The sequence below is a fragment of the Nocardiopsis sp. CNZ308 genome (genome assembly GCF_004217075.1).
In genome coordinates this window covers 4,046,563-4,072,096 of record NZ_SHKJ01000001.1, presented here as the reverse complement: position 1 = coordinate 4,072,096, position 25,534 = coordinate 4,046,563, and the positions used below count along the sequence as shown (strand labels likewise).

The window sequence follows — 25,534 nt, the reverse complement described above, 5'->3', positions numbered from 1 at the left end:
GGGACCCATGGAAGCCTTTCTCAGCAATATCGACAGGGTTGTCGACGGTTTCTCATGGACCGTCCGGCTCACCCTCCTCAGCGCCCTCTTCTCCTTCGTCCTGGGCGTCCTGCTCACGGCCATGCGGGTCTCCCCCGTCCCGCTCCTGCGCGGTCTGGCCACCGCCTACGTCGAGGGCATCCGCAGCACGCCCCTGACCCTGGTCCTGCTCTTCTGCGGCCTGGGCCTGAACAGCGCCCTGGGGATCGCCCTGGCCGACAGCGTCGCGTGGGACGTGTTCTGGTGGGCGGTCATCGGCCTGTCCGGCTACACCGCCTGCTTCGTCTCGGAGTCGCTGCGCGCGGGGATCAACACGATCCCCCTCGGCCAGGTGGAGGCGGCCCGCTCGCTGGGCCTGACCTTCACCCAGAACCTGCGGATGATCGTCATCCCGCAGGCGCTGCGCACCGTCGTCGGCCCGCTGGGCAGCGTGCTCATCGCGCTGATCAAGAACACGACCGTCGCCTCCGTCGCGGGGCTGGGCGTTCAGGAGGCGTCCAGGGAGATGAAGCTCATGTTCGACCAGGGCATCGCCCCGGTCCTGCCGACCTTCGTCGGCTTCGCGATCGGCTTCCTGATCCTGACCCTGCCGACCGGCTACTTCTTCGGCTGGCTCTCCAAGCGCGTGGCGGTGGTCCGATGAGCGCGCAGAGCTCCGTCCTCTTCGACGCGCCCGGCCCCAAGGCCCGCAGGCGCAACGCCCTCTACACGGTCGTCACCGTGTTCCTGGCCCTGATCGGCCTGGCCGTCCTGTACCTGGGGTTCAACGGAACCCTGCGCGACACCGGGTTCTCGCTGTTCAACCCGCTCACCTGGGGACCGCTGGGCGACCCGGCCACCTGGGCGGTCAACCCCTCGGGCGAGTGGACGGCGGACAAGTGGGAGCCGTTCCTGCGGCCCGCCACCTGGACCGACTACGTCGTCCCGGGTCTGCAGAACACGCTGACCGCGGCGCTGACCGCCTCGGTCCTGGCCATCGTCTTCGGCCTGGTGTTCGGCATCGGCCGCCTGTCCGACAAGTGGTGGATCCGCGTTCCGGCCGGGGCCGTCGTGGAGTTCTTCCGCGGCATCCCGCTGCTGATGCTGATCTTCTTCACGATGGCGCTGCCCATCGTGGCCTACCAGGTGTTCGACATCCCCCCGGGCACCTTCCAGGTCTCGGCGCTGGCCGCCGTCGTCACGGGCCTGACCCTGTACAACGGCTCCGTGCTGGCGGAGGTCTTCCGCGCGGGCATCCTCGCGGTGCCCAAGGGCCAGTCCGAGGCCGCGCAGGCCATCGGGATGACCCGGGGCCAGAACATGCGGATGATCCTCATCCCGCAGGCGATCACCGCGATGATGCCCGCGATCGTGGCGCAGCTCGTGGTCCTGCTCAAGGACTCCGCGCTGGGCTACATCATCGCCTTCCCCGAGATGCTGCGCAGCTTCACCCTGCTGGCCACGCGCGAGGGCAACGTGATCCCGGCCGCGATCATCTGCGCGGCCATCTACATCGCCATCAACCTCTCGCTGAGCCGGGTCGCGATCTGGCTGGAGCGGCGCAACGCCCGCCGCGGTCGGCCCTCGGCCAAGCCCACCGGCGGCGGGGACATCCCGGCCCAGCCCGTGACCGCGCCCGGGGGCGGCACCGGAGGCGGCGGCGTCAAGGCGAAGGGCCCCGCCGGGTCCGTGGCGGTGGAGCCCACCGTGCAGGAGCCGCTGCCCGACGCGCTGGACGGGTCCCGCCCGGCGCAGTCCGACGACGGCGACGACGCGGACGGCACGGGGGAGCGGAAGGGCTGACCCCTCCTTCCCCACGGCCGGTACGGCCCCGTGCGCGCCCCTCGGCGCGTACGGGGCCGTCGTCGTCGCGGCCTCGCGCGGGGCGGTTCCGGGGACTCCGCGCGGAGGGTCCTTCGGGACTGCACAAGCGGGCGAACGAGGGCTAAGGTCGACATGTCATCGCATCGAACCCAAGACCCATCCTGAGCGGACATGTCTGAACTGTCGAGCCCCCACGGCTCCTGGCCATCGCCCATCAGCGCCGGTGACGTCGCCCGAGGAGTGCGGCGGATGGCGTTCCCGTCCGTCGCGGGCGCGGAGGTCTGGTGGGAGGAGGGGCGCCCCGAGGAGGGGCGGACCACCCTCATGCGGCGCGACGCCGACGGAACGGTGACCGACCTGCTGTCAGCGCCCTGGAGCGCGGGGACCCGGGTGCACGAGTACGGCGGGCGCGCCTACCTGCCGGTCCCGCGCCGCGACGACAAGGCCATCACCCGTATGGGCGTGGTGTTCTCCCAGTCCTCCGACCAGCGCCTCTACCTGCTGGAACGCGGCTCCTCGGAGCCGGTGCCGCTCACCCCCGACGACGGCGCCTCACGCTACGCCGACCCCGCCCTGAGCGCGGACGGGCGGGCCGTGCTGTGCGTGCGCGAGAGGCACGAGGAGGGGGCGGTCCGCCGCTCGATCGTGTCGGTGCCGCTGTCGGGCCGGGGCGCGCAGGACCCCTCCGCGGTGCGCGAACTGGTCTCGGGCGCGGACTTCTACGCCTCCCCCACCCCGTCGCCGGACGGCGCCCACCTGGCCTACGTGCGGTGGAACCACCCCAGGATGCCCTGGGACGGCAGCGAACTGAGGGTGGGCGCCCTGGGCGAGACCGGGCTGACCGGCGAGTACACCCTCAAGGGCGGTGTGGACGAGTCGGTGGTCTCCCCGACCTGGGCCGACGACGCGACGCTGTACGTGGCCTCGGACTGGCCGGGCTGGTGGAACCTGTACCAGGCGGGGATGACCGGGCAGGCGTTGGCGCTGTACCCGGCCGAGGAGGAGTTCCACGCCTCCCCCGGCCGTCTGGGCAACCGGTCGTTCTGCGTGCTGGACTCGGGCCGGGTGGTGGCGCTGCACGGGCACGCCGACCTGACCCCGAGCGTGTACGACCCCGACACCCTGGACCTGACGCCGGTGGCGACCGGCCTGACCACGTGGTCGATGCTGGACACCGACGGACGCACCGTGGTGGCGGTGGCCTCCTCGCCGACCGAGCCGCCGTGCCTGGTGCGGCTGGACCCGGTCTCGGGTGGCGTGGAGGTGCTGCGCCGGGCCGCCGGGGAGCTGCCGGACACCGCCTACCTGCCCGTCCCCCGCCAGGAGACGCTGCCGGGCCGCTACGGTGCGCCGGTGCACGCGAACGTGTACCCGCCGACCCACCCGGACGCGTCCGCGGACGGCCCCGCGCCGTACGTGGTGTGGGCGCACGGCGGCCCGGTGTCGGTCAGCACGCTGGAGTTCGACCTGGCCAAGGCCTACTTCACCAGCCGGGGAATCGGTGTGGTGGACGTCAACTACGGCGGCTCCACGGGGTACGGGCGCCCGTACCGCAAGCGCCTGCACAAGGAGTGGGGCGTGGTGGACGTGGAGGACTGCGTGGCCGCGGCCCGGGCCCTGGTGGAACAGGGGGTGGCCGATCCCCGCAGGTTGGCCATCCGCGGTCCGAGCGCGGGCGGGTACACGGCGCTGATGGCGCTGACCGGGGACACGTTCGCGTGCGGGGTGTCCCTCTTCGGGGTCACCGACCTGCTGGGGTTCAGCGAGACCACGCACGACTTCGAGTCGCGGTTCCTGGACTCCCTGGTGGGGACGCTGCCGGGGTTCGTGGAGCGGTACCGGGAGCGCTCCCCGGTCAACCGCGCCGGGGAGATCGACGTGCCGGTGCTGCTGGTGCAGGGCCTGGAGGACAGGGTCGTGACCCCGGACCAGGCCACGGCGATGGCGACGGCGCTGGGGCGGCGCGGGGCGCCGTACGCGCTGGTGGAGTTCGAGGGCGAGGGACACGGGTTCACCGGGCAGGAGGCGCGGATCCGCTCCCTGGAGACGGAGCTGGCCTTCTACGCGCGGGTGTTCGGGTTCGAGGCCGACGTGGCGCCGCTGGAGCTGGTGACCGCTCCGCCGGAGACCGGGACCGCCGGGGACGGCGCGGAACCGGCCGCGGAGGGCTCCCGGGCGCCCGGCGCGGAGGTCGCAGGGGAGTCCGGTGACGCCCCGAGCGCGGAGGACAGCGCCGACGCGCTCGCGCGGGACCCCGGGCAGGACGGGCAGGACGGCGGATCCCCGAGGCCCGCGGAGGCCACCACCGGCCCGACGGCCGTCAGCGACTGACCCTCCGGAAACGGAGCGGGCGGGGCGGGCGGTCCCAGCGCAGGACGCCACCGGCCCGACCGCTGTCGGCGGCGACGGCTCAGAAGTCGGGGTCGGGGGCGTGGAGTTCGGCCTCCACGCCCTCGCGTTCGAGTTCCTCGCGGACCACCCGGTAGGACAGGCCCGCGGAGTAGCCCTTGCGGGCCAGGAAGCCCAGGGCGCGGCGGATCCGCGTCTCCTCGTCCCTGCCCCGGGTGGCGGCCAGGCGGCGGCGCGCCAGGTCGCGGGCGGCCTCCTCCTCGTCCTGGTCGCTGAGTTCGCCGACGGCCTCCCGGACGGTGTCCTCCTCCACGCCGCGGGTGCGCAGCTCCTGGGCCAGGGCGCGGCGGGAGAGCCGTCTGCCGTGGTGGCGGGAGGACACCCAGGCCTGGGAGAAGGCGGCGTCGTCGATCAGCCCGGCCTCGCCGAACGTGTCCAGGACCGAGGTGACGACCTCCTCCTCGTACTCCCGGCGGTGCAGCGCCCGCTCCAGCTGGGCGCGGGTGCGCGGGGAGTGGGTGAGCATCCGCAGGACCAGGGCGCGGGCCTCGGCCTCGGGGTCCTTCCCGGGCGGGGCCGCCCCGCCCGGGGAGGGGCCGTCGTCCTCGGGGTGGCGCCGGTCCGGGGACCGGCTCCCCTCACGCATCAGCCGCGGGCGCCTTGGGGGTCCTGGCCGCGGCGCGCTTGGCGGGTGCCTTGGCCGCGGCGGCCGGGTCCGCAGCCGCCTCCGCGGCGGCCTTGGCCGGTTCGGCGGCCGGGCCGGAGGCGCTGTCGTCGCCCTTGACGGGCACGCCCAGCTTCTCCTTGATCTTCTTCTCGACCTCGTTGGCCATGTCGGCGTTCTCGCGCAGGAAGTTGCGCGCGTTCTCCTTGCCCTGGCCCAGCTGGGTGCCCTCGTAGGTGTACCAGGCGCCCGACTTGCGGACGATGCCGTGCTCCACGCCCAGGTCGATGAGGCTGCCCTCGCGCGAGACGCCCACCCCGTAGAGGATGTCGAACTCGGCCTGCTTGAAGGGCGGCGCGACCTTGTTCTTGACGACCTTGACGCGGGTGCGGTTGCCGACCGCGTCGGTGCCGTCCTTGAGCGTCTCGATGCGGCGCACGTCCAGGCGCACTGAGGCGTAGAACTTGAGCGCCTTGCCGCCGGTCGTCGTCTCGGGCGAGCCGAACATGACGCCGACCTTCTCGCGCAGCTGGTTGATGAAGATCGCGGTGGTGTTGGTCTGGTGGAGCGCACCGGCGATCTTGCGCAGCGCCTGGGACATCAGGCGGGCCTGGAGTCCGACGTGGCTGTCGCCCATCTCGCCCTCGATCTCGGCGCGGGGCACCAGGGCCGCCACGGAGTCGATGACGATGATGGAGACCGCGCCGGAGCGGATGAGCATGTCGACGATCTCCAGCGCCTGCTCGCCGGTGTCCGGCTGCGAGAGCAGCAGGTCGTCGGTGTTGACGCCGATCTTCTTGGCGTACTCGGGGTCGAGCGCGTGCTCGGCGTCGACGAAGGCCGCGATGCCGCCCATCCGCTGGGCGCTGGCCACCGCGTGCAGGGCGACGGTGGTCTTACCGCTGGACTCGGGGCCGTAGATCTCCACGACGCGGCCCCGGGGCAGGCCTCCGATGCCGAGCGCCACGTCGAGCGCGATCGCCCCGGTGGGGATCGACTCCACCGGCGGGCGGTCGTCGTCGCCCAGGCGCATGATGGAGCCCTTGCCGAACTGCCGCTCGATCTGGGCGAGCGCTGTTTCGAGAGCCTTGTCTCGGTCTCCAGATGCCACGGGATACCCCTGTTGTTGGGTGGATGCCTTTTTCTTCATGGTGAGCACGACGCTACGCGGTCGCTACGACAATCGCGACGTCCCACGTCCGCCTGTGGATAACCCACCCTACCCGAACCTGTGTTCGATGTGGCGTACGAAACGGATGCGGCCTCGCGGGAGGTCCGCCGCCGGATCAGCGTCTGGAGGCGGGCAGGTCGAAGGCGTCGCACACGGCGCGCCACACCTCCTTGGGCGCCGCCCCGTCGGCGAGGGCCTGCTCGACCGTGCGGGACCCGAGCCCCTCCAGGACGTGGTCGCGGGCCACGCTCTGCGCGTAGGCCTCGCCGAACTGCTCGTGCATGTTGTGCCAGAAAACCGTGAGTCTCATCGGGCCCAGTATCGGTGATGGCGGCGTCCGCCGCGCCCCCTCCCCTTTGTCGCCGCCCGCGGGCACACTGGCGGCATGAGCCGTGAGCCCAGCCCCCTCGAACGCTTCGGACCCGCCACCAGGGCCTGGTTCGACCGGGCCTTCCCCGCGGGCCCCACCCCCGCCCAGACCGGCGCCTGGGAGTCGGTCCAGCGCGGGAGGAACACCCTGGTGGTGGCCCCGACCGGCTCGGGCAAGACCCTGTCGGCCTTCCTGTGGTCGCTGGACCGGCTGTCCTCGGCCCCCGTCCCCGAGGACCGCGCCCGCCGCTGCCGGGTGCTGTACGTGTCCCCGCTCAAGGCCCTCGCGGCGGACGTGGAGCGCAACCTGCGCGTCCCCCTGGCCGGGATCGCGGCCGCCGCCGAGGCCGGGGGGCACGCGCTGTCCCCGGTCACCGTGGGGGTGCGCACCGGCGACACCCCCGCCGCCGAGCGGCGCAGGCTCGCCACCCGGCCGCCGGACGTGCTCATCACCACGCCCGAGTCGCTGTTCCTCGTGCTCACCTCGCGGGCCAGGGAGGGGCTGGCCGGGGTGGAGACGGTCATCGTCGACGAGGTGCACGCGCTCGCGGGGAGCAAGCGCGGCGCGCACCTGGCGCTGAGCCTGGAGCGGTTGGACGCCCTGCTGGACCGCCCGGCGCAGCGGATCGGCCTGTCGGCGACCGTGCGCCCGCCCGACCTGGTGGCGCGGTTCCTGGGCGGCGCGGACGTCGTGGCCCCGCCCGGCTCCCCCGGCATGGACCTGCGCGTGGTGGTGCCCGTCCCCGACATGGAGGAGCCCGGCGTCCCGGAGCCGACCGGCCCCTCCGGCGGCGCGGAGGGCGACGGGGACGCCCGGGGCGCGGGCGGCGGGTCCCTGTGGCCGCACGTGGAGCGGCGGGTCCTGGTCCTGGTGGAGGCCCACCGCTCCACCATCGTGTTCACCAACGGACGCCGCACCGCGGAGAAGCTGTGCGCCCGCGTCAACGACCTGTACGCCGAGCGGCACGGCAGGCGTCTGCCGCCGGAGGAGGTGCCCGCCCAGGTCATCGCCCAGTCCGGGCACAGCCGCGGCGGCCCGCCGGTGGTCGCCCGCGCCCACCACGGCTCGATGTCCAAGGCCGAGCGGACCCTGATCGAGGACGAGCTGAAGCAGGGGAGGCTGCGCTGCGTGGTGGCCACCTCCAGCCTGGAGCTGGGTGTGGACATGGGCGCGGTCGACCTGGTGGTGCAGGTGGCCTCGCCGCCGTCGGTGGCCAGCGGCCTGCAACGGGTCGGCCGGGCGGGGCACCAGGTGGGCGAGACCTCGCGCGGGGTGTTCCTCCCCCGCTTCCGGGGCGACCTGCTGGCGACGGCCGTGGTGGTCGGGCAGATGCGCGCGGGCGCCATCGAGCGCCTGGAGATGCCGCGCAACCCCCTGGACGTGCTGTCCCAGCAGGTCGTGGCGATGGCCGCCATGGACGACTGGCCGGTGTCCGAACTGGCCGCCCTGGTCCGGCGGGCCGCGCCCTTCGCCGACCTGGCCGACACGGTGCTGGAGTCGGTCCTGGACATGCTCTCCGGCCGCTACCCCTCGGACGAGTTCGCCGAGCTGCGCCCCCGCCTGGTGTGGGACCGGGAGGCGGACGTGCTCCGGGCGCGCCCTGGCGCGCAGCGGCTGGCGGTGGTCAGCGGCGGCACCATCCCCGACCGGGGCGTGTACGGGGTGCACCTGACCGGGCGGGACGGGGACCCCGCGCCGGGACGGGCGCCCACCCGGGTCGGCGAGCTGGACGAGGAGATGGTCTACGAGTCGCGGGTGGGCGACGTGTTCGTGCTGGGGTCCACCTCGTGGCGGATCGAGGCGATCACCGCCGACCGGGTGCTGGTCTCCCCCGCGCCGGGGCGGCCGGGCCGGATGCCGTTCTGGAAGGCCGACGCGCAGGGCAGGCCCGCGGAGCTGGGCCGGGCGGTGGGCGCCCTGACCCGGGAGCTGGCCGCGGCGGAGCCGACGGAGGCGCTGGCCCTGGCCGAGGGGGCGGGGCTGGACGCGTGGGCCGCGCGCAACCTGGTGGAGTACGTCTCCGAGCAGCGGGAGGCCACCGGGCACGTGCCCGACGACCGGACCGTGCTCGTCGAGCGCTTCCGTGACCAGGTCGGCGACTGGCGCGCGGTCGTGCACTCCCCGCTGGGCGCGCGGGTGCACGCGCCGTGGGCGATGGCCCTGGCCCGGCGGCTGCGGGACCGGTTCGGCGCGGACGCGCAGGTCGTCCACGGCGACGACGGGATCGTGCTGCGCCTGCCGGACGCCGGGGGCTGGGACCGGCCGGGCGAGCTGGCCGACCTGGTGGCGCTGGACCCCGAGGAGGTGGAGGAGGCGGTCACCGGGGAGCTGCCCGGGTCGGCGCTGTTCGCCGCGCGGTTCCGCGAGTGCGCGGCGCGGGCCCTGCTGCTGCCCCGCCAGCGGCCGGACCGGCGGATGCCGCTGTGGCAGCAGCGGCTGCGGGCCTCCAACCTGTTGTCGGTGGCGGGCCGCTACGGGTCGTTCCCGATCGTGCTGGAGGCGGTGCGCGAGTGCCTGCGGGACGTGTTCGACGTGCCCGCCCTGGTGGAGGCGCTGGAGGGCATCCGGTCCCGCCGGACACGGGTGGTGGAGGCGCGCACCGAGGCGGCGTCGCCGTTCGCGCGCTCGCTGATGATGGAGTACACGGCGGCGTTCCTGTACGAGGGGGACGCCCCCGCGGCCGAGCTGCGCGCGCAGGCGCTGACCCTGGACGCCTCGCTGCTGGCCGACCTGCTGGGCGAGGCGGACCTGCGGGAACTGCTCGACCCGCGCGTGGTGGAGGAGGTCGGCGCGCTGTTGCAGCGGACCGCCCCCGGCTCGGGCGCCCGGGACGCCGAGGGCGCGGCCGACCTGCTGCGCGAGGTGGGGCCGCTGACCACGGAGGAGGCCGGGGCCCGGGGAGCCCGGCGGGAGTGGCTGGAGGAGCTGGAGTCCGCGGGCCGGGTGGTGCGGATGGCCGTGGCGGGCGCCGAGCGCTGGTGCGCGGTGGAGGACGCGGCGCGGCTGCGCGACGCGCTGGGCGCGCGGCCGCCCTCCGGTGTCGCCGGGGCCCTCCTGGAGCCGGTGGAGGCGCCGACCCGCGACCTGGTCTCGCGCTACGCGCGCACGCACGGGCCGTTCTCCTCCGGGGAGGCGGCGGCGCGGCTGGGGCTCGGCGCGGACGTGGTGGAGGGCGTGCTGCGGGAGCTGTCCCGGCTGGGGCGCGTCCACCAGGGCGGGTTCCGGCCGGGCGGGACGGGCACCGAGTGGTGCGACGCCGACGTGCTGCGGCGGCTGCGGCGCGGGTCGGTGGCGAGGCTGCGCAGCGAGGTGGAGCCGGTCGCGCAGACCGCCCTGGCCGCGTTCGCGCCGGTGTGGCAGCGCGCCGTCGCGGGTGAGCGGTGGCGCGGACCGGACGCGGTGTTCGAGGCCGTGGAGTCGCTGCGCGGCGCGACGGTGGCGGCGTCGGCGCTGGAGACCCTCGTGCTGCCCTCCCGTGTGGAGGACTACGCGCCCCGGCGGTTGGACGAGCTGACGCAGGCGGGCGAGGTCGTGTGGGCCGGTGCGGGCGCGCTGCCCGGGCAGGACGGGTGGGTGTGTCTGGCCCCGGCCGACGAGGCGGCCCTGCTGCTGCCCGAACCGGTGCCGCCGCGGGAGGGTTCCACGGCCCACGCGGTGCTGGAGGCGCTGCGCGGGGGCGGGGCGCTGTTCTTCCGCGACGTCGCCGACCGTGTGGCGGGCGCGTCGGGGGGCTCGGCGGTGACGGACGCGGAGCTGGTCGCGGCGCTGTGGGAGCTGGTGTGGTCGGGCTGTGTCACCAACGACACCCTGGCCCCGCTGCGCGCGGTACTGGGCTCGGGGGCGGCCCCGCGTCGCGCGCCCTCGCGTGCGGGGCGGCTGGCGCGTCCGGTGCTGCCCACCCGGTCGGGACCGCCCACGGCCGCGGGGCGGTGGTGGGCCCTGCCCGAACGGGAGGGCGATCCCACCAGGCGGGTCCTGGCGCGGTTGGAGGCGCGGCTGGAGCGCCGGGGCGTGCTGGTGCGCGGCTACCAGGGCGGGCGGATCTCCCCGGACGAGTACCGGGTGCTGCGGACGATGGAGGAGTCGGGCCGGGTGCGCCGCGGCTACTTCGTGGACGGGCTGGGCGGCGCCCAGTTCGCGCTGCCGGGCGCCGTGGACCGGCTGCGCGCGGTTTCCGTCGGCGCGGCGGAACCAGTGGTGCTGGCGGCGACCGACCCGGCGAACCCGTTCGGCACGGACCTGCCCTGGCCCGGGGACGCCCAGGCCAGGCCGGGCCGGTCGGCGGGTTCCCTGGTGGTCGTCGACGGGGGTCGGCTGACCCTGTACGTGGGGCGGGGCGGCCGCTCGGTGCTGACCTTCGGCTCGCCGCCCGCCCTGCTGGAGCGGGCGGCCCGCGCCCTGGCCGGGGCGGTGCGGGACGGACGCGCGGGAGCGTTGACGGTGGAGCGCGCCGACGGGGCCGAGGTGTTCGCGACGCCGGTGGACGCCGCGCTGGTGGCGGCGGGGTTCCACGTGACCCCGAAGGGGCTGCGCCTGCGCCCCTGAGGATCCGGCCCCGCCCCGGCCTCCCCTCCCACAGCTCCCGGCACCGACGCGCCGGTGCCGGGGCGGGCCGGATCAGCGCCCCGGGTCCGCGAGGTCGACGGCGTCGAGGCGTTCGGGGTCGGACAGGATCTCGATCGCGGTGATCCTCCCGTCGGTGACGGTGAACCCCATGACCGAGAGCAGCGCGCCGTCGAGGGTGTTGACCAGACCGGCCCTGCCGTTGACCAGTGCGGGACGGCTGGTCGAGAGGGTGGCCATGCGGTGGAAGGTGGCGGCCTGACCGGCCACCGCCTCCCGGCCCCGCAGGACCCTCATACCGCCGGGCAGAGCGTTCCCGCCGTCGACACGCAGCACGACGTCGGGGTCGAGAACGGCCACCAGGGCGTCGAGGTCGCCGCCGCGCGCGGCTCGGAGGAAGGCGTCCACGACGCGGCGCTGGGCGACCGGGTCGGGGTCGGGTTCGGGGGCGGCCCCACGGACGCGGGCGCGGGCGCGGCTGGCGAGTTTGCGGGCCGCGGCCGGGGTGCGGTCGACGATCGGGGCGATCTCCTCGAACGGCAGGCCGAACATGTCGTGCAGGACGAAGGCCAGCCGTTCGGCCGGGTTGAGCGACTCCAGGACCACCAGCAGGGCCAGCCCGACCGAGTCGGCCGTCAGCGCCACGTGCTCGGGGTCGGTGGCCGGTTCGCTCACGATCGGGTCCGGCAGACGTGCCTCCAAGGGGGTCTCGCCGCGTTGCGCGCGCGAACGCAGCATGTCCAGGCAGACCCGGCCGACGACCGTGGTCAGCCAGCCGCCGAGGTTGCCGATCCCCTGGGCGTCGGAGCGGGCGAGCCGCAGCCATGCCTCCTGGACGGCGTCGTCGGCCTCGGCCAGGGAGCCGAGCATGCGGTAGGCCACCGCCCGGAGGTGGACGCGGTGCTCCTCGAACCGCTCGGCCAGGAAGTCGCTCTCGCCCATGATCGCCTCTCGATGTCGCCTTCTCGGGTGCCACCACACTGACGATCCCGCCGCCGCGGATGTGACCGCGTCCGCCCGGTCACATCCGCGGCGGCCCGTCCGTCATGGCTGTGATCACGACGACGTGACGACCGGAGCACCGAAAGGACACCGCATCATGAGCACCACCGCCAGCCGGGAGAAGACCCAGTCCCGACTGCCCAACCCCGCCGTACTCGTTCCCGAGCTGGGAGAGGTCAGCAAGGCGCTGTTCGCGGCCACCGGGAACGGCTCGGTCCCGCGGGCCACCGTGGGCCTGGTGCAGCTGCGCGCCGGCCAGATCCTCGGGAACACCTACCTGACCGTCCTGCACACCGGCAACCTCCGCGGGGCAGGGGAGTCCGAGGAGCGCATCACCGCCGTGGCCTCCTGGCGGGACGCGCCCTGCTTCACCGACGCCGAGCGGATCGCGCTGGCGCTGCTGGAGGCCGTCCTCACCGCCAACCCGCACGGCGAACGCGTCGGCGACGACCTGTACGCCGCCGCGTCCGCCCACTACGACGACAGGGCGCTCGCCACGCTGATCATGGCGATCGGCCAGGTCGGCTTCTTCGCCCCCCTCGCCCTCATCGGCAGGCCCCTCCCCGGCGTGGCGCCCGCCGAGCAGTGGCGGGACTGACCCCGCACCGCCCGGGGTGAGGTCCCGCCCCGGGCGCGGTCGGGCTCGGCGGCGTCGCGGGGCCCGCCCGCGCGAGCGCGCACGGGCGGGCCCGCGCCCCCTCCGGCCCACCGGAGCGGAACGCGGAAACGACTGGCCGCGGCGGCCGGAACCGGCCAGGATGGCGTCCGCACAGCAGAGAGCACGAGCACGAGGGGGGCCGGTGGGACGACCGGGGATCCGACCGATGCGGGCGGAGGACGAACCGCGCGTGGTGGAGGTGTCGCTGGCGGCGGACACCGTGTTCGCCGCCGCCGGGGTGGTGCTGCCCCCCGACGACCCGAGGGAGGTGCTCGCGCACGCGGAGCGGGTCCTGGTGGCCGAGCAACCCGCTGGGGACACGGCCGCGGCCCCGGCCGAGGACTCCCTGGGAAGCCCGGTCGGGAACCCCGCGGCGAACGGCTCCGTGGTCGGCCTGGCCGCGACGGTGACCGTGGACGGGCGCCCGCACCTGGAGCAGCTGGCCGTGCACCCCGACCACGGCAGGCGCGGGATCGGCGGCGCCCTGCTGGAGGCGGTGTGCGCCGAGGCGGCTGCCGCCGGTCACACCCGCCTCACCCTCACCACCTTCCGGGACCTGCCGTGGAACGGGCCCTGGTACGCGGCCCGGGGGTTCTCCGTGCTCCCCCGGGCGGAGTGGGGCCCGGGCCTGGAGGGGGTCTGGCGGGCCGAGGAGCGGGCGGGCATCCGGGTGCTGCCGCGCGTGGTGATGGTCCGGGGGCTGGTCCGGCCGTCCTGAGCCCTCCGCGCGCGGCTGCCCGGCGCCCTTCACGGGAGCCGGGCGGCCGCGCCCCGGCCGGGTGAGGAACACCGGGGCGCGGCCGCCCGGGACCGCGGGACTCGGCCGGAAGGGACCGCTGGACACAGGCGACCGCTGGAGACGGGCATCCGCTGGCGAGAGCCCGCGCCCGCCGCCGTGGGAGGGCTCCCATGGGGCCGGAGCCCGCCGGGTTCAGACCGTCGAGGAGAAGACGTCCTCCCGCGCCCGTTCCAGGGCGTGCAGCAGCGCGCCCCGCACCACCGGGCTGCCCTCCACCCTTCCCAGCGCGACCTCGGTCGCGTTCGGGGCGATGCGCGCGGTGGCCGCCTGGACCCGCTCGGCCAGCTTCACACCGCCCGCCCGGGCCACGTCCCCGCCGAGCACCACCAGGCCGGGGTCCAGGATCACCGCGACGGCGGCCACCCCGCGGGCCAGGCGCTCGGCGAAGTCGTTCAGGAAGGCGTCCGCCTCCGGGGTCTCCGCGGCGGCGGCCGCCCCGACCACCTCGGTGACGTCGGTGCCCTCGATGCCGTACCCGGCGGCCAGCTCGACCACCTGCCCCGCCTTGACCAGCGCCTGGAACCCGTGGGGAAGCTCGCGGCTCGCACCGTCGCGCAAGGACTCGTAGCCACCGGACAGGCCCACGTCGGTGGGCATGGGCGCCCCGGGCACGGGCAGGTAGCCGATCTCGCCCGCGCCGCCCGAACGGCCCCGGTGGATGCGGCCGTCGATCATGGTGGACATCCCCACGCCGCCGTTGGCGCTGAGCCAGATGAGGACGAACTCGGCCACCCCCGCGGCGGCGCCCTCGGAGTGCTCGGCCAGGGCGGCCAGGTTCACGTCGTTCTCGATCATGACCGAGCGCTTGAGGTCGGCGCGCAGGGCCTCCAGGATGCCCTCGTGCCAGGACATCAGGTCGAAGGAGAAGCGGATGTCGCCGGTGCGGGGATCGACCACGCCGGGGGTGCCGATGACGCAGGCGCGGACCCTGTCCAGCGCGACCCCCGCCGTGTCGGCCAGGCGCATCACCGCGGTGTGGACGAGCGCGACGGGGTCGTCGGAGGCGCTGGGATCGACCGCGACGTCGCTGACGATCCGGCCCGTGATGTCGGCGATCGTCGCGGTCACCCGGCTCGCGCTGACGTCCAGGGCCGCGACGTAGGCGCTCTCGGGCACCACCGCGTACAGCGCGGCGTTGGGCCCCCGACCGCCCGCCTGGCTGCCCACGACGCGCACCAGGTCCCGCTCCTCCAGCCGCGCGAGCAGCTGGGAGGCGGTCACCTTGGAAAGGCCGGTACGCGTTCCCAGCTGCGTCCTGGTCAAGGGCCCCGCGGACAGGAGCAGTTCCAGTGCCGCGCGGTCGTTGAGCTGGCGTAGCAGCCGGGGAGTCCCCGGACGTTGAGACATAACCGTGACACCTCACCCTGTTTTTATTAGGAAAGTTTCCTGTTAATTTAGCTCACAACCTCACAGGAGGTCACGTCCTCGTAAGGCCCGCTTCGGGCCCTTCCGATACTCGCTGGGCCCTCCCGGTACCCGCTCCGGCGGGGCGGCCAACGTGCTATCCCAGCACAACCCCCACAAGACGTCGAGCCGCGGGGTGATTCCCACGATCATCCCAGGTCGGTTCGAGCACAGGCGTCGCACCCCGGCGCGTCGTGCGAAGGGAGAAGAGATACAGATGAGGTTCCCCAAGATCGCCGCGGCCACGGCCGTGGTCCTGCTCGCCTCCGCGTGCGGCGGCTCCGACTCCGGTGACGGGGGCGGCGAGGCCGACAGCCTGACCGTCTGGGTCATGGGCACCTCCCAGGAGCCCCTCGTCGAGTACTTCGAGGACGTCGAGGCGCGCTTCCAGGAGAGCAACCCGGACGTGGCCGTCAACGTCGAGTTCATCCCCTGGCCCGACGCGCAGGAGGCCATCACCAACGCCCTCGCCGGCGGCGACGCCCCCGACGTGCTGGAGGTCGGCAACGACCAGGTCGCGGGCTGGGCCGCGCAGGGCGCCCTGATGGACATCACCGAGCAGGTCGGCGGCTGGGACGCCGCCGCGGGCATCGACGAGAACGCCCTGGAATACGGCACCTACGAGGGCGTCCAGTACGGCGTCCCGTGGTTCTCGGGCGTGCGCACCCTGTACTACCGCGCGGACTGGCTGGAGGAGATCGGCCACGAGCCGCCGACGACCTGGGACGAGCTCGTCGAGGTGGCCGGGGCCATCGAGGAGGAGTACGACGTCCCCGGCTTCGCCGCGCCGACCGACTTCACCAACGGCATCGCCAGCTTCATCTGGAGCAACGGCGGCTCGATCGCGGAGCAGAACGGCGAGGAGTGGGAGGGCAAGCTCACCGACCCCGCCACCGTCGAGGCCATCGAGTTCTACGCCAGCCTGACCACCGACGGCATCTCGCCGCAGGACTACGTCGGCCAGAACGAGCTCATCGCGCTGGCCGACATGGCCAACAGCGAGCTGGGCATGTACATCGACGGCGGCTGGGCGGTCGGCTCCATGGAGGAGCAGGCCGCGGACCCGGCGGTCATCGAGAACATCGTCGCCGCGCCCATCCCCGGCGCCGAGGGCATCGCCCCGGCCTTCGCGGGCGGTTCCGCCCTGACGGTGTTCACCACCACCGAGCACCCGGACCTGGCCTTCGAGCTGCTCACCGTCCTCGGTGACGAGGAGGGCGGCCAGGGCTACGCCGACGTCGCGGGCTTCTTCCCGGCCTACCCGCACCTGCTGGAGAGCGAGGAGTACCAGGAGGACCCCGCCACCGCCGCGGCCGCCGAGCAGATGCAGCACACCCAGTTCTTCCCGACCACCCCGCGCTGGACCGCGGCCGACCAGGACAACAAGATCCTGCCGGGCGCCGTCCTGGAGATCGTGCAGGGAGGCGACGCCGAGGAGGTCCTGGCGGCGGCCAACGAGGAGCTGACCTCGATCCTCAACGAGCCGGTCGAGTAGCCCGTCCCGCCTGACTGAGTAGAGCTGCGCGCGGGCGGGGTCCAACGGCCCCGCCCGCCGCGGTCGGCCCACGCCTCGATTGAGAAGACCATGGCACAAACCGTCGAACCAGCGCCCGCGCGCGAGCGGGAGGAGGCCGTGAAGGCCCCCGTCTCCGAGCCCGCGCCCCGCCGCCGCGCGCTCCCCACCCCGTACCTGCTCATCGCACCGGCCCTGATCCTCCTCGCGGTCGTGCTGCTGTGGCCGATCGTGCAGATGGTGTGGTACTCGCTCACCAGCTTCACCACCCGCAACCTCCTGCCGAACCAGCCCGGCCCGGCCTGGAACGGCTTCGCCCACTACCAGACCCTGCTGACCGACCCCGAGTTCTGGGGGATCCTGCGCAACACGGTCGTGGTCTGCGTGCTGATGGTCGGCATCACGATGGTGCTGGGCACCCTCGTGGGGCTGCTGCTGAACAAGCTTCCCAAGTGGTTCTCGGGGTTCGTGGCCCTGGGCATGATGCTCGCCTGGGCCACCCCCGCGCTGAGCGCCTCCCTGGTCTTCCGCTGGCTGTTCCTGCCCGAGCGGGGCCTGGTCAACGTCATCCTGGACCGGATGCCGGACTGGCTGGTGGGCAGCGGATGGCTGCAGTACAACTGGTTCCTCGAACCGCTCCCGCTGTTCTCGATCCTCGTCACCGTGATCGTCTGGCAGTCCTTCCCCTTCGTGGCCGTCTCCGTGCTCGCCGGGCTCAAGAGCATCCCCTACGAGCTGTACGAGGCCGCGAGGATGGACGGCGCGGGCGGCTGGAAGGCCTTCTGGAACGTCACGTTCCCGATGCTGCGCCCGCTGTTCGCCCTGCTGCTGGTCCTCCAGATCATCTGGGACCTGCGCGTGTTCACCCAGCTCTACATCCTGGCGAACAGCTTCCAGAACAAGGACGTCTACCTGCTCTCGTACTACATCTACCAGCAGGGCTTCAGCGCCAGCCCGGCCAACTACGGCATGGGCTCGGCGATCGCGGTGGTCATGACCGTGATGATCCTCGCCGTCACCGCGTACTACCTGCGCATCATGATCCGCCAGGGGGAGACCCGATGACCGCGATCGACCAGACCTCCGCCTCCGCCGTCCGCGAGCGCGCCACCGGGGGCGCCGGGACGGGCGGCCCGAGCGGCCCCCGGCGCGTCTACCGCCGCGGCCCGCTGCGCCGGCTGCGGCGCCTGCCGCTGTACCTGGCCGGCCTCGCGGTGTTCCTGTTCTCGGTGTTCCCCGTGTACTGGATGGTCATCACGGCCTTCAAGCCGGTGGGCGAGATCTTCACCCGCGACCAGACGATCTTCCCGACGGCGCCGACCCTGGAGCACTTCGACCGGGTGCTCAACGGCCAGCTGATCCCCGGGGTGAACTTCTGGCAGTTCCTGGGCAACAGCCTGTTCCTCACCGTGGCCTCCGTGGCCATGGGAGCGTTCCTGTCGCTGCTGGCCGCCGTGGCCGTGGCCCGGTTCCGCTTCCGGCTGCGCACCGCCTTCATCATCCTGCTGCTGGTGATCCAGATGGTGCCGATGGAGGCGATGATCATCTCCATCTTCATCAACTTCCGGCAGCTGTCCGACGTCAGCGGCGTGCAGCTGCTCGGCAACCTGTCCGGCCTGCTCATCGTGTACACGGCCGTGTCCCTGCCGATCACCATCATGATGCTGCGGGGCTTCGTGGCCGCGGTGCCCAAGGAGCTGGAGGAGGCCGCGGCCATCGACGGCGCCAGCTCCTGGACCGTCTTCTGGCGCATCCTGATGCCCCTGGTCGCGCCGGGCCTGGTCGCGGCGAGCATCTTCGCCTTCATCACCGCGTGGAACGAGTTCATCGTCGCGCTGACGTTCCTGGGCCGCAGCACCGACAACTACACGCTGCCGCTGACGCTGTCCTACTACTTCGGCCGGTTCGGCACCGAGTGGGGGCCGATCATGGCCGCCTCCACCCTGCTGACCATCCCCGTGATGATCTTCTTCCTGTTCGTCCAGCGGCGCATGGTCTCCGGCCTGACCATGGGCGCGGTCAAGGGCTGACCGCGTCCCTCCCGCCGGGGCGGGTCCCGCGACGGACACCGCGGGCCCCGCCCCGGGCGCGCCCTCCCCCCCCGTTTCCCCGCCCTTCGTCTGCCCGACCACGGGCACCCCTTCGCTCACCGAACGGAGTTCGTCATGCCGTACGACCCGACCCTGGCGCGTCTGGCCAACGCCACGCTGCTGGTGCCCTTCGAGTCCTACCAAGCCCCGCGCTGGGTCCTGGAGGGTCTGGCGGACGGGATCTCCGGTGTCTGTCTGTTCCACAACAACCTGGACGGCCCCGAGCAGGTGACCGCGCTCAACGCGACCCTGGCCGGGGTCACCGACACCCCGCTGATCTCCTTGGACGAGGAGGGCGGCGACGTCACCCGCATCGGCCAGGCGCAGGGCAGCGACTACCCCGGCAACGCGGCCCTGGGCGCGGTGGACGACCCCGGCCTGACCCGCGCCACCCTGCGCTCCCTGGGCGGACGCCTGGCCGAACTGGGCTTCAACCTGGACCTGGCGCCCTCGGTGGACGTCAACGTCGCCGACGACAACCCGGTGATCGGCACCCGCTCCTTCGGCTCCGACCCCGAACTGGTGGCCCGGCACGCGGCGGCAGCCGTGCTCGGCCTCCAGGAGGCGGGCGTGGCCGCGTGCGCCAAGCACTTCCCCGGCCACGGCGCCACCTCCCAGGACTCCCACCACGTGCTGCCGCGCGTGGAGGCCGACGCCGACCTCCTGCACCGCCGCGAGCTGCGGCCCTTCCGCGCGGCCGTGGAGGCGGGCGTCCGGTCGATCCTGACCGCGCACATCGAGATGCCCGGCCTGGGCGGCGACGGCCCCGCCACGCTCACCCCGCGCATCCTCAACGACCTGCTCCGCGGCGAGCTGGGCTTCACCGGCACCGTGGTCAGCGACGCCATGGACATGCAGGGCGTCAGCGGCCGGATCGGCATCCCCGAGGCCTGCGTGCGCGCGGTGGCCGCCGGGGTGGACCTGCTGTGCCTGGGCCGGTTCGTCTACGCCGACCAGGTCGAGCTGATCCGCGCCGCGCTGGTGGACGCGGTCCGGGAGGGCCGCCTGCCCGGGGAGCGCCTGGAGGAGGCCGCCGGGCGCAACGCCGAGCTGCGGACCTGGATCCGCGCGGCCCAGACCCGGCGCTCGGACGCGCCCGCGGCCGACGGGGTGGGCCTGGTCGGCGCCCGCCGCGCGGTGCGCGTGGACGGCGACCTGCCGCCGCTGGCGGACCCCTACGTGGTGGAGGTGGACGCCCCCTCCGGCATGGCGGTGGGCGAGGTCCCCTGGGGCCTGTCCCCCTGGTTCCCGAGCACCGAGCGGGTCTCCCCCGACGTCGCGCACGCCGACCGGCTGGCCGCCAGCGCCCGGGACCGCGACCTGGTCGTGGTGGTGCGGGACGCGCACCGCTACCCCTCCGCCCAGGCGCTCGTCAACCGCCTGCTCAGCTCCCACCCCGACGCCGTGGTGGTGGAGATGGGGCTGCCCATCTGGCGGCCCGACTGCGGCGCGCACGTGAGCACCTACGGCGCCGCGCACGTGAACGGGCTGAGCGCGGCGGAGCTGCTGGGGGCCCCGGTGGGCGCTCCCTCCCCCGGCGTGGGCTGAGCGCCACGGCCGCGCTCCCCGGCCCGGCCGGTCGCGGACCGGCCGGGCCGGCGCGTTCCGGTGACGCTCGTCACCGCGGCGGACATACTGGGGCGGGACACCCCGAGAGCGGGGACGTCACCGATGTCCCCGCAACCCGGTAGGAGAAGTACCCTTGGCCTGAAGCATCCCGGTCGACGGCGTCCCCGTCGACGACCGGTGCCCCATTCGCCCACTTACACACGGCATAATCACAGCATGCGCCTTTCAGCCCGGGTCGACTACGCGCTACGCGCGGCGGCGGAACTCGCCGTCGCCGACGAGGGGCCGGTGACGGCCGAACAGCTCGCACGCGCGCAGGCCATCCCCGGAAAATTCCTCGAGAACATCCTCACCCAGCTACGCCGGGCCGGTCTGGTACGCAGCCAGCGCGGCCCCGTCGGCGGCTACTGGCTGGCCCGTCCGGCGGGGGAGATCTCCCTGGCCGACATCATCCGCGCGGTCGACGGACCGCTCGCCAACGTGCGCGGGGAGCGGCCCGAGCACGTGGACTACGACGGCGCGGCCCGCAGCCTCCAGCAGGTGTGGATCGCCCTGCGCGCCAGCGAGCGCGCGATCCTGGAGGGCGTCAACCTCCAGCACCTGGTGACCAACGAGCTGCCCGAGACGGTGCGCTCGTTGGCCGAGGACCCCGAGGCCTGGGTGAACCACACCCACCGCTGACCGCCGCCCCGGGCGCAGGTCCCGTGAACACCGAAGGAGCCGACCGTCTGGTCGGCTCCTTCGTCGTGGTCACGGTGACGATGGACGGACAGTTCCGAGGAGGGGTCAGACCCCCACCATGTCGGCGACTTGGGGAACGCGATCCGGTACCGGGTCGATGCCGAGGTCCTGGGCGGAGACGGGGTCGGTCGTGACCGCGTCACCCAGCAGCGCGGCCTCCTGGAGCTCGGCGAGGGCGAGCTGGTCGGAGACCTCTCTCAGTACCTGCGAGAGCGGGACGCCCAGCGCCCCGCAGATCGAGGAGAGCAGTTCGGAAGAGGCTTCCTTCTGCCCGCGCTCGACCTCCGACAGGTAACCGAGGGATACACGTGCATCGGCCGACACCTCACGGAGGGTGCGGCCCTGGCGCTGCCGGAGCCGCCTGAGCACGTCACCAAGTAGGTGACGAAGCAGGACCATCATTCGCGCTCCCTCCCACCGGTAGCGACCTTCATATACACCACCGTACCTGTCCCACGCCCGATTCGGGCACCTCTTGCCGTCCTGTTCGCTGGAGGGGGAACCCCGCCCGGGGGTGGTTTTGTTCCCAAGGGTGGGGAAAGGAAGAACAGCCCGAAAAGTTCAGCCTCGGGCGTTTCCTTCCGTGCTCCCGCGCACAGCGGTGTCCAGGAGCAGCAGCGCCCCCTCGACCGTGCGGTATCGGATACCCGCACGGTCCCCGGTGAAACGGAAACGGCGGCCCCGTGTGGCCCCGTCGGGCGTGGCGACGGCCACAAAGACCGTACCGACGGGCTGGCCGTCCTGGGGGTCGGGTCCGGCCACGCCGGTGACCGCGACGCCGTAGTCGGAGCCCAGCAGGCGGCGGACTCCGAGCGCCATGTGCCCGGCCACCTCCGGGTGGACGGCGCCGTGCTCGGCCAGGAGGTCCGCGGGCACGCCCAGGACGCTGTCCTTGGCGTCGGTGGCGTAGGCCACGACACCGCCCCGGTAGGTGCCCGAGGCGCCCGGGATCGCGGTGAGGTGGGCGCCGATGAGGCCGCCGGTCAGCGACTCGGCGGTGGCGCAGGTGGCGCCGGCGGCGAGCAGGGCCCGGTGGGCGGCCCCGGCCGCGGCCAGCGCCCCGGCACGCGGGTCCGGGTCGCCGGCGTCCGGCGGGCCCTGCTCCCCCGTCACGCGGCGGGGCCCTTGCGGGCGCGCACCGCGCGGACGGCGTCGAACACGTAGGTCAGGCCGGTCCACAGGGTGACCGCCAGCGCGGCGGCCATCACGACGTGCGCGAACCAGACGAAGACCTCGCTGAAGGGCAGCACCTGGAGCGGGAAGAGGTAGACGCTGATCGCGACGATCTGCAGGACCGTCTTGAGCTTGCCGCCCTGACTGGCCGGCATGACCACGTAGCGCAGGACCGCGAAGCGCAGCGCCGTGATGCCCCATTCGCGGACCAGGATGGCGATGGTCACCCACCACCACAGGTCGCCCTGGAGGGAGAGCACCACCAGCGCGGAGCCGGTGAGCGCCTTGTCCGCGATGGGGTCGACGATCTTGCCGAAGTCGGTGACCAGGTTGCGGCGGCGGGCGATCTCGCCGTCGACACGGTCGGTGATGGCGGCCAGCACGAAGACGGAGAAGGCGGCGAACCGCCACCACGAGCCGTCCAGGAACATGAGCCACACGAAGAGCGGCACCATGACCAGGCGGCTCATCGTGAGGATGTTCGCGATGTTCCACAGGGGAACGCGGGGGGCGGGGGTGGCCGCGGGGTCGGGGGTGCTCATCTGTCCGCGGCTTCCCCGTGGGTGTCGTCCTGCTCCGCGATGAGGTCGGCTCCGGCCGACTGGATGACGGTGGCGCGCACCAGGTCGCCGACGGCGAGGCCCTCGCCGTAGAGGATCGTGCTGCCGTCCACCTCGGGCGCCTGGTGCTCGGCGCGGCCCTCGTAGGCGCCGTCCTCCAGCACCGTCTCCACCAGGACGGTGACCTCCGAACCGATCCGCTCCTCGGCGCGCTGGGCCATCAGCTCCTCGGAGAGGCGGTTGAGCCGGTCCACGCGCTCGGCGACGACCTCGTCGGGCAGCTTGCCCTCGTGGCCGAAGGCCTCGGTGCCCTCCTCGTCGGAGTAGCCGAACACGCCGATGGCGTCCAGTCGGGCCTCGGAGAGGAAGGAGACCAGGTCCTCGAACTCGGCCTCGGTCTCACCGGGGAAGCCCACGATGAAGTTGGAGCGCGAGCCCGCCTCGGGGGCGCGCTTGCGGACCGTGTCCAGCAGCTCCAGGAAGCGCTCGCGGTCGCCGAAGCGGCGCATGCGGCGCAGCAGGGTGCCGCTGGCGTGCTGGAAGGACAGGTCGAAGTAGGGCACCACGCCGGGGGTCCCGGTGAGCACGTCCACCAGGCCGGGGCGGACCTCGGCGGGCTGGAGGTAGCTGACCCGGACCCGCTCCAGGCCCTCGACGGCGGCCAGGCGGGGCAGGAGCTTCTCCAGGGCGCGCACGTCGCCCAGGTCCTTGCCGTAGGAGGTGGAGTTCTCGCTGACCAGGAACACCTCGCGCACGCCCTCGGAGGCCAGCCACTCGGCCTCGCGCACGATGTCGTCGGGGCGGCGGGAGAGGTAGGCCCCCCGGAAGGTCGGGATGGCGCAGAAGGTGCAGCGCCGGTCGCAGCCCGAGGCGATCTTGAGGTTGGCCACCGGTCCGCCGACCAGGCGGCGGCGCGGGACGGAGGCGCGGTAGGGCAGCTCGGTGCCCTCGGCCCCGGCGGATTCGGCGAAGCTGGCGTGGCCGGGGACGTGGGCCTGGGAGGCGTCGCGCTCGGCCGGGCTGATCGGCAGCAGCGTGCGCCGGTCGCGGGGGTCGTGCGGGACCAGGGTCCGCCCGGCCACGACGTCGTCGAGCCGGTCGCTGATGGCGGCGTAGTCGTCGAATCCGATGACCTGCGCCTCGGGCAGGGCCTGGGCCAGCTCGGAGCCGTAGCGCTCGGCCATGCACCCGGCGGCGACGACTCTGCCGCCGTTCTCCGCCGCTTCCAGGAGGGTCTCGATGGAGTCCTGCTTGGCCGCGTCGATGAACCCGCAGGTGTTGACGATGGTGACGTCGGCCTCGGTGTCGCCCTCGACGAGGTCCCAGCCGCCAGCGGACAGGCGCCCGGCCAGCTCTTCGGAGTCGACCTCGTTACGCGCACACCCCAGGGTGACGAGTGAGACAGTACGGCGCGATGACATGGCTTCCAAGCGTGTGGGAGAGCTTCGGGTGGCGCGGGGGGCCGTCCCGGACCGGTCGGCCGTGCTCAGTGCACGGCGCAGCCCGGCGCCGCCCGCAGCCCCCCACATTACCTTGGTCGGCTCACCCGCCCGTACCCCGGCCCGGATCGCTCCGGGCCGGGGCGCGGTCCGGTCACTGCTGCACGCCGTCCGGGCCGATGACGATCTCCTTGACCTCGCCCGGAAGGCCGAGGGGTCCGGAGCTCTCGCCGTCGACGGTCACGCTGACCGCCCCTGCGTCGCCGACCCACAGGTTGAGCATGTCCTCGGTCACGTACTCCTTGACGTCGCCCTCCAGCAGGTAGCCGACGTAGAGGTCCTCGCCGTCGGCCCCGCTGACCTCGACCCAGCTGCGTCCGGAGGCGCCGAGTTCGACGGTGAACTCGACGGGCCCCTGCTCCGCCGCGGCCTCCTCCGCCCCCACGGCGGAGTCGACGGTCCTCTCGGTGGTGGAGGAGTCGAAGGCCGAGCGCAGCGGGTTGCCCGCGTCCCAGTCCTGCCAGGTGCGGACCCCGACGAAGAGCGCCAGGAGGAAGATGGCCCCGACCACGGCCCAGGGCCAGTGGCGCCGGACGGCGTCGACGGGCCGGGGGCGGGCGGCGACGACCACGGGGCGGGTGACGGGGTCGCCCCGGCCGTGCCTGCCGACCCGGGTCCCGCCCCCCTGGTGCCTGGCGCTCCGGGGCCCGCCGCCGCGGTGCCTGCCGTCGGCGCGCCCGCTCCGCACGGGGCCGACCTGCGCGGAACCGACCCGGGCGGGACCCGCGTCGGCGGCCCTGTCCTCGGGAGCCCCGCCCTCGGGGTCCCCGTCCTCGGGGGCCCGGGCACGGTGACGGCGCCCCTCCGCGGTCTCGCGGGGGCCGGGGATCCACCCGGCCCGGCGCGGCCTGCGGGACCCCCGGCGCTCCTGGGGCTCCTGGGGCTCCTGGGGCTCCTGGGGCTCCTCGTCGGGCTGGCGCGTCAGGAACTGCCTGCGTTCGAAGTGGCCCCAGCGCTGGGCGCCGACTCCGGAGTCGTCCTCGCCGAAGCGGTGGGCCATCACCGCCTCCCCATCCTCCCCCGGACGGGTCTCGGCGCGCGCGGCGGCGGCCACGCGCGCCGCCTCGGGCACGGACGCCGGGTGGCGCTGCGGGGGGACGAAGGCGGGTATGGCGCGGGACGCGTGCTCGCGGTCGTACTCGGCCAGGAGCGGCGCCGGGTCCAGACCGAGCGTGCGGCAGATGCCGCGGATGTGGCCGCGTGCGTAGAAGTCCCCGCCGCAGGAGAAGAAGTCCTCCCGCTCGATGGCCGTGAGGACGGGTTCCCGGATACGTGTACGGATGCTGAGGTCCGCGACCGTGTACCCCGCCGCGACCCGGGCGGCGGACAGGGTCTGACCGATCGTCGCCATGCGCACTCCCCCCGCGACTGTGTGTAGCTGCAAGAGACCACTCTGCCGCCCGGAGCGCTTTCGCGCAGGTCACCACGCCCCATGAAGCCTCCAAGATCCCACCAAATCGGGCATGCCTGTTTTTAAGGGATGCCAGTGGAGTTTCGGGAAAGGCCGTAACACGGGGCCGGAAGCCCGACTTCCCGGGTGCTGGTCGGCACCCGGGCGCCGCCGCGC

General features: G+C 73.8%; 21 protein-coding genes. 11 read left to right on the top strand and 10 right to left on the bottom strand.

The genetic code is table 11. The features are described from left to right. The first annotated feature begins 7 nt into the window (after nt 1-7). The 3 genes from EV372_RS17610 (at nt 8) to EV372_RS17600 (ending at nt 4,173) form a co-directional block, all read left to right on the top strand. The gene (locus EV372_RS17610; protein WP_013151722.1) at nt 8-682 is read left to right on the top strand and encodes an amino acid ABC transporter permease; all 675 of its coding nucleotides are present in this window, start codon (nt 8-10) and stop codon (nt 680-682) included. Next, nucleotides 679-1,821 (top strand): amino acid ABC transporter permease, encoded by a 1,143-nt coding sequence (locus EV372_RS17605; protein WP_130396865.1) that lies wholly within the window; start codon nt 679-681, stop codon nt 1,819-1,821. Before EV372_RS17610 ends, EV372_RS17605 begins: the two co-directional genes overlap by 4 nt. A 192-nt stretch (nt 1,822-2,013) precedes the next feature. Continuing rightward, entirely contained in the window at nt 2,014-4,173 is a 2,160-nt protein-coding gene (locus EV372_RS17600; RefSeq protein ID WP_130396864.1) for a prolyl oligopeptidase family serine peptidase, read from the top strand. Between the two features lie 79 nt (nt 4,174-4,252). On the opposite strand, the gene recX is transcribed toward EV372_RS17600, so the two are convergent. The 3 genes from recX to EV372_RS17585 form a co-directional block, all read right to left on the bottom strand. After that, nucleotides 4,253-4,837 (bottom strand): recombination regulator RecX, encoded by a 585-nt coding sequence (recX, locus tag EV372_RS17595; protein WP_130396863.1) that lies wholly within the window; start codon nt 4,835-4,837, stop codon nt 4,253-4,255. Then, a complete protein-coding gene (recA, locus tag EV372_RS17590) occupies nt 4,830-5,966 on the bottom strand; it encodes a recombinase RecA (RefSeq protein ID WP_013151718.1) in 1,137 nt (378 codons plus the stop codon). Before recA ends, recX begins: the two co-directional genes overlap by 8 nt. Before the next feature lie 175 nt (nt 5,967-6,141). Then, complete coding sequence (locus tag EV372_RS17585; RefSeq protein WP_130396862.1) at nt 6,142-6,336, bottom strand: DUF3046 domain-containing protein; 195 nt, start codon at nt 6,334-6,336, stop codon at nt 6,142-6,144. A 75-nt stretch (nt 6,337-6,411) separates the two neighbouring features. On the opposite strand from EV372_RS17585, the gene EV372_RS17580 reads away from it, so the two are divergent. Beyond that, nucleotides 6,412-10,941, top strand: a complete 4,530-nt coding sequence (locus EV372_RS17580) for an ATP-dependent helicase (RefSeq protein ID WP_130396861.1) — start codon at nt 6,412-6,414, stop codon at nt 10,939-10,941. A 72-nt stretch (nt 10,942-11,013) separates the two neighbouring features. Here EV372_RS17580 and sigJ read toward each other — a convergent pair whose 3' ends face one another. Beyond that, on the bottom strand, nt 11,014-11,901 hold the full coding sequence (sigJ, locus tag EV372_RS17575) for an RNA polymerase sigma factor SigJ (protein WP_130396860.1): 888 nt from the start codon (nt 11,899-11,901) through the stop codon (nt 11,014-11,016). 157 nt (nt 11,902-12,058) lie between these two features. Here sigJ and EV372_RS17570 point away from each other — a divergent pair, with 157 nt between their 5' ends. Further along, on the top strand, nt 12,059-12,559 hold the full coding sequence (locus EV372_RS17570) for a carboxymuconolactone decarboxylase family protein (protein ID WP_130396859.1): 501 nt from the start codon (nt 12,059-12,061) through the stop codon (nt 12,557-12,559). 226 nt (nt 12,560-12,785) lie between these two features. Continuing rightward, nucleotides 12,786-13,337 (top strand): GNAT family N-acetyltransferase, encoded by a 552-nt coding sequence (locus EV372_RS17565; RefSeq protein ID WP_130396858.1) that lies wholly within the window; start codon nt 12,786-12,788, stop codon nt 13,335-13,337. Nucleotides 13,338-13,550: 213 nt separating this feature from the next. Here EV372_RS17565 and EV372_RS17560 read toward each other — a convergent pair whose 3' ends face one another. Continuing rightward, nucleotides 13,551-14,765 (bottom strand): ROK family transcriptional regulator, encoded by a 1,215-nt coding sequence (locus tag EV372_RS17560; RefSeq protein WP_130396857.1) that lies wholly within the window; start codon nt 14,763-14,765, stop codon nt 13,551-13,553. Between the two features lie 274 nt (nt 14,766-15,039). Here EV372_RS17560 and EV372_RS17555 point away from each other — a divergent pair, with 274 nt between their 5' ends. The 5 genes from EV372_RS17555 to EV372_RS17535 all read left to right on the top strand — a co-directional run bounded on the left by EV372_RS17555 (nt 15,040) and on the right by EV372_RS17535 (nt 20,675). Continuing rightward, on the top strand, nt 15,040-16,317 hold the full coding sequence (locus EV372_RS17555; RefSeq protein WP_130396856.1) for an extracellular solute-binding protein: 1,278 nt from the start codon (nt 15,040-15,042) through the stop codon (nt 16,315-16,317). Nucleotides 16,318-16,407: 90 nt separating this feature from the next. Beyond that, entirely contained in the window at nt 16,408-17,400 is a 993-nt protein-coding gene (locus EV372_RS17550) for a carbohydrate ABC transporter permease (RefSeq protein ID WP_130396855.1), read from the top strand. After that, nucleotides 17,397-18,365, top strand: coding sequence for a carbohydrate ABC transporter permease (locus EV372_RS17545; RefSeq protein WP_130396854.1), 969 nt, complete (start codon nt 17,397-17,399; stop codon nt 18,363-18,365). The genes EV372_RS17550 and EV372_RS17545 overlap by 4 nt, the downstream gene beginning before the upstream one ends. A 135-nt stretch (nt 18,366-18,500) precedes the next feature. Beyond that, nucleotides 18,501-19,973: a glycoside hydrolase family 3 N-terminal domain-containing protein gene (locus EV372_RS17540; protein ID WP_130396853.1), complete on the top strand. Its 1,473-nt coding sequence runs from the start codon at nt 18,501-18,503 to the stop codon at nt 19,971-19,973. 237 nt (nt 19,974-20,210) lie between these two features. Next, the gene (locus EV372_RS17535) at nt 20,211-20,675 is read left to right on the top strand and encodes an RrF2 family transcriptional regulator (protein WP_013151707.1); all 465 of its coding nucleotides are present in this window, start codon (nt 20,211-20,213) and stop codon (nt 20,673-20,675) included. A 105-nt stretch (nt 20,676-20,780) separates the two neighbouring features. Here EV372_RS17535 and EV372_RS17530 read toward each other — a convergent pair whose 3' ends face one another. The 5 genes from EV372_RS17530 to EV372_RS17510 form a co-directional block, all read right to left on the bottom strand. After that, nucleotides 20,781-21,137, bottom strand: coding sequence for a helix-turn-helix domain-containing protein (locus tag EV372_RS17530; protein ID WP_013151706.1), 357 nt, complete (start codon nt 21,135-21,137; stop codon nt 20,781-20,783). A gap of 159 nt (nt 21,138-21,296) precedes the next feature. Then, complete coding sequence (locus EV372_RS17525; protein WP_130396852.1) at nt 21,297-21,848, bottom strand: CinA family protein; 552 nt, start codon at nt 21,846-21,848, stop codon at nt 21,297-21,299. After that, nucleotides 21,845-22,450 (bottom strand): CDP-diacylglycerol--glycerol-3-phosphate 3-phosphatidyltransferase, encoded by a 606-nt coding sequence (gene pgsA / locus EV372_RS17520; protein WP_019606859.1) that lies wholly within the window; start codon nt 22,448-22,450, stop codon nt 21,845-21,847. Before pgsA ends, EV372_RS17525 begins: the two co-directional genes overlap by 4 nt. Continuing rightward, nucleotides 22,447-23,889 carry a 30S ribosomal protein S12 methylthiotransferase RimO gene (gene rimO / locus EV372_RS17515; protein WP_130396851.1) on the bottom strand — a complete coding sequence of 481 codons (1,443 nt, stop codon included), beginning with the start codon at nt 23,887-23,889 and terminating at the stop codon, nt 22,447-22,449. Before rimO ends, pgsA begins: the two co-directional genes overlap by 4 nt. Before the next feature lie 172 nt (nt 23,890-24,061). Continuing rightward, nucleotides 24,062-25,318, bottom strand: coding sequence for a RodZ domain-containing protein (locus tag EV372_RS17510; RefSeq protein ID WP_130396850.1), 1,257 nt, complete (start codon nt 25,316-25,318; stop codon nt 24,062-24,064). Between the last annotated feature and the right edge of the window lie 216 nt (nt 25,319-25,534).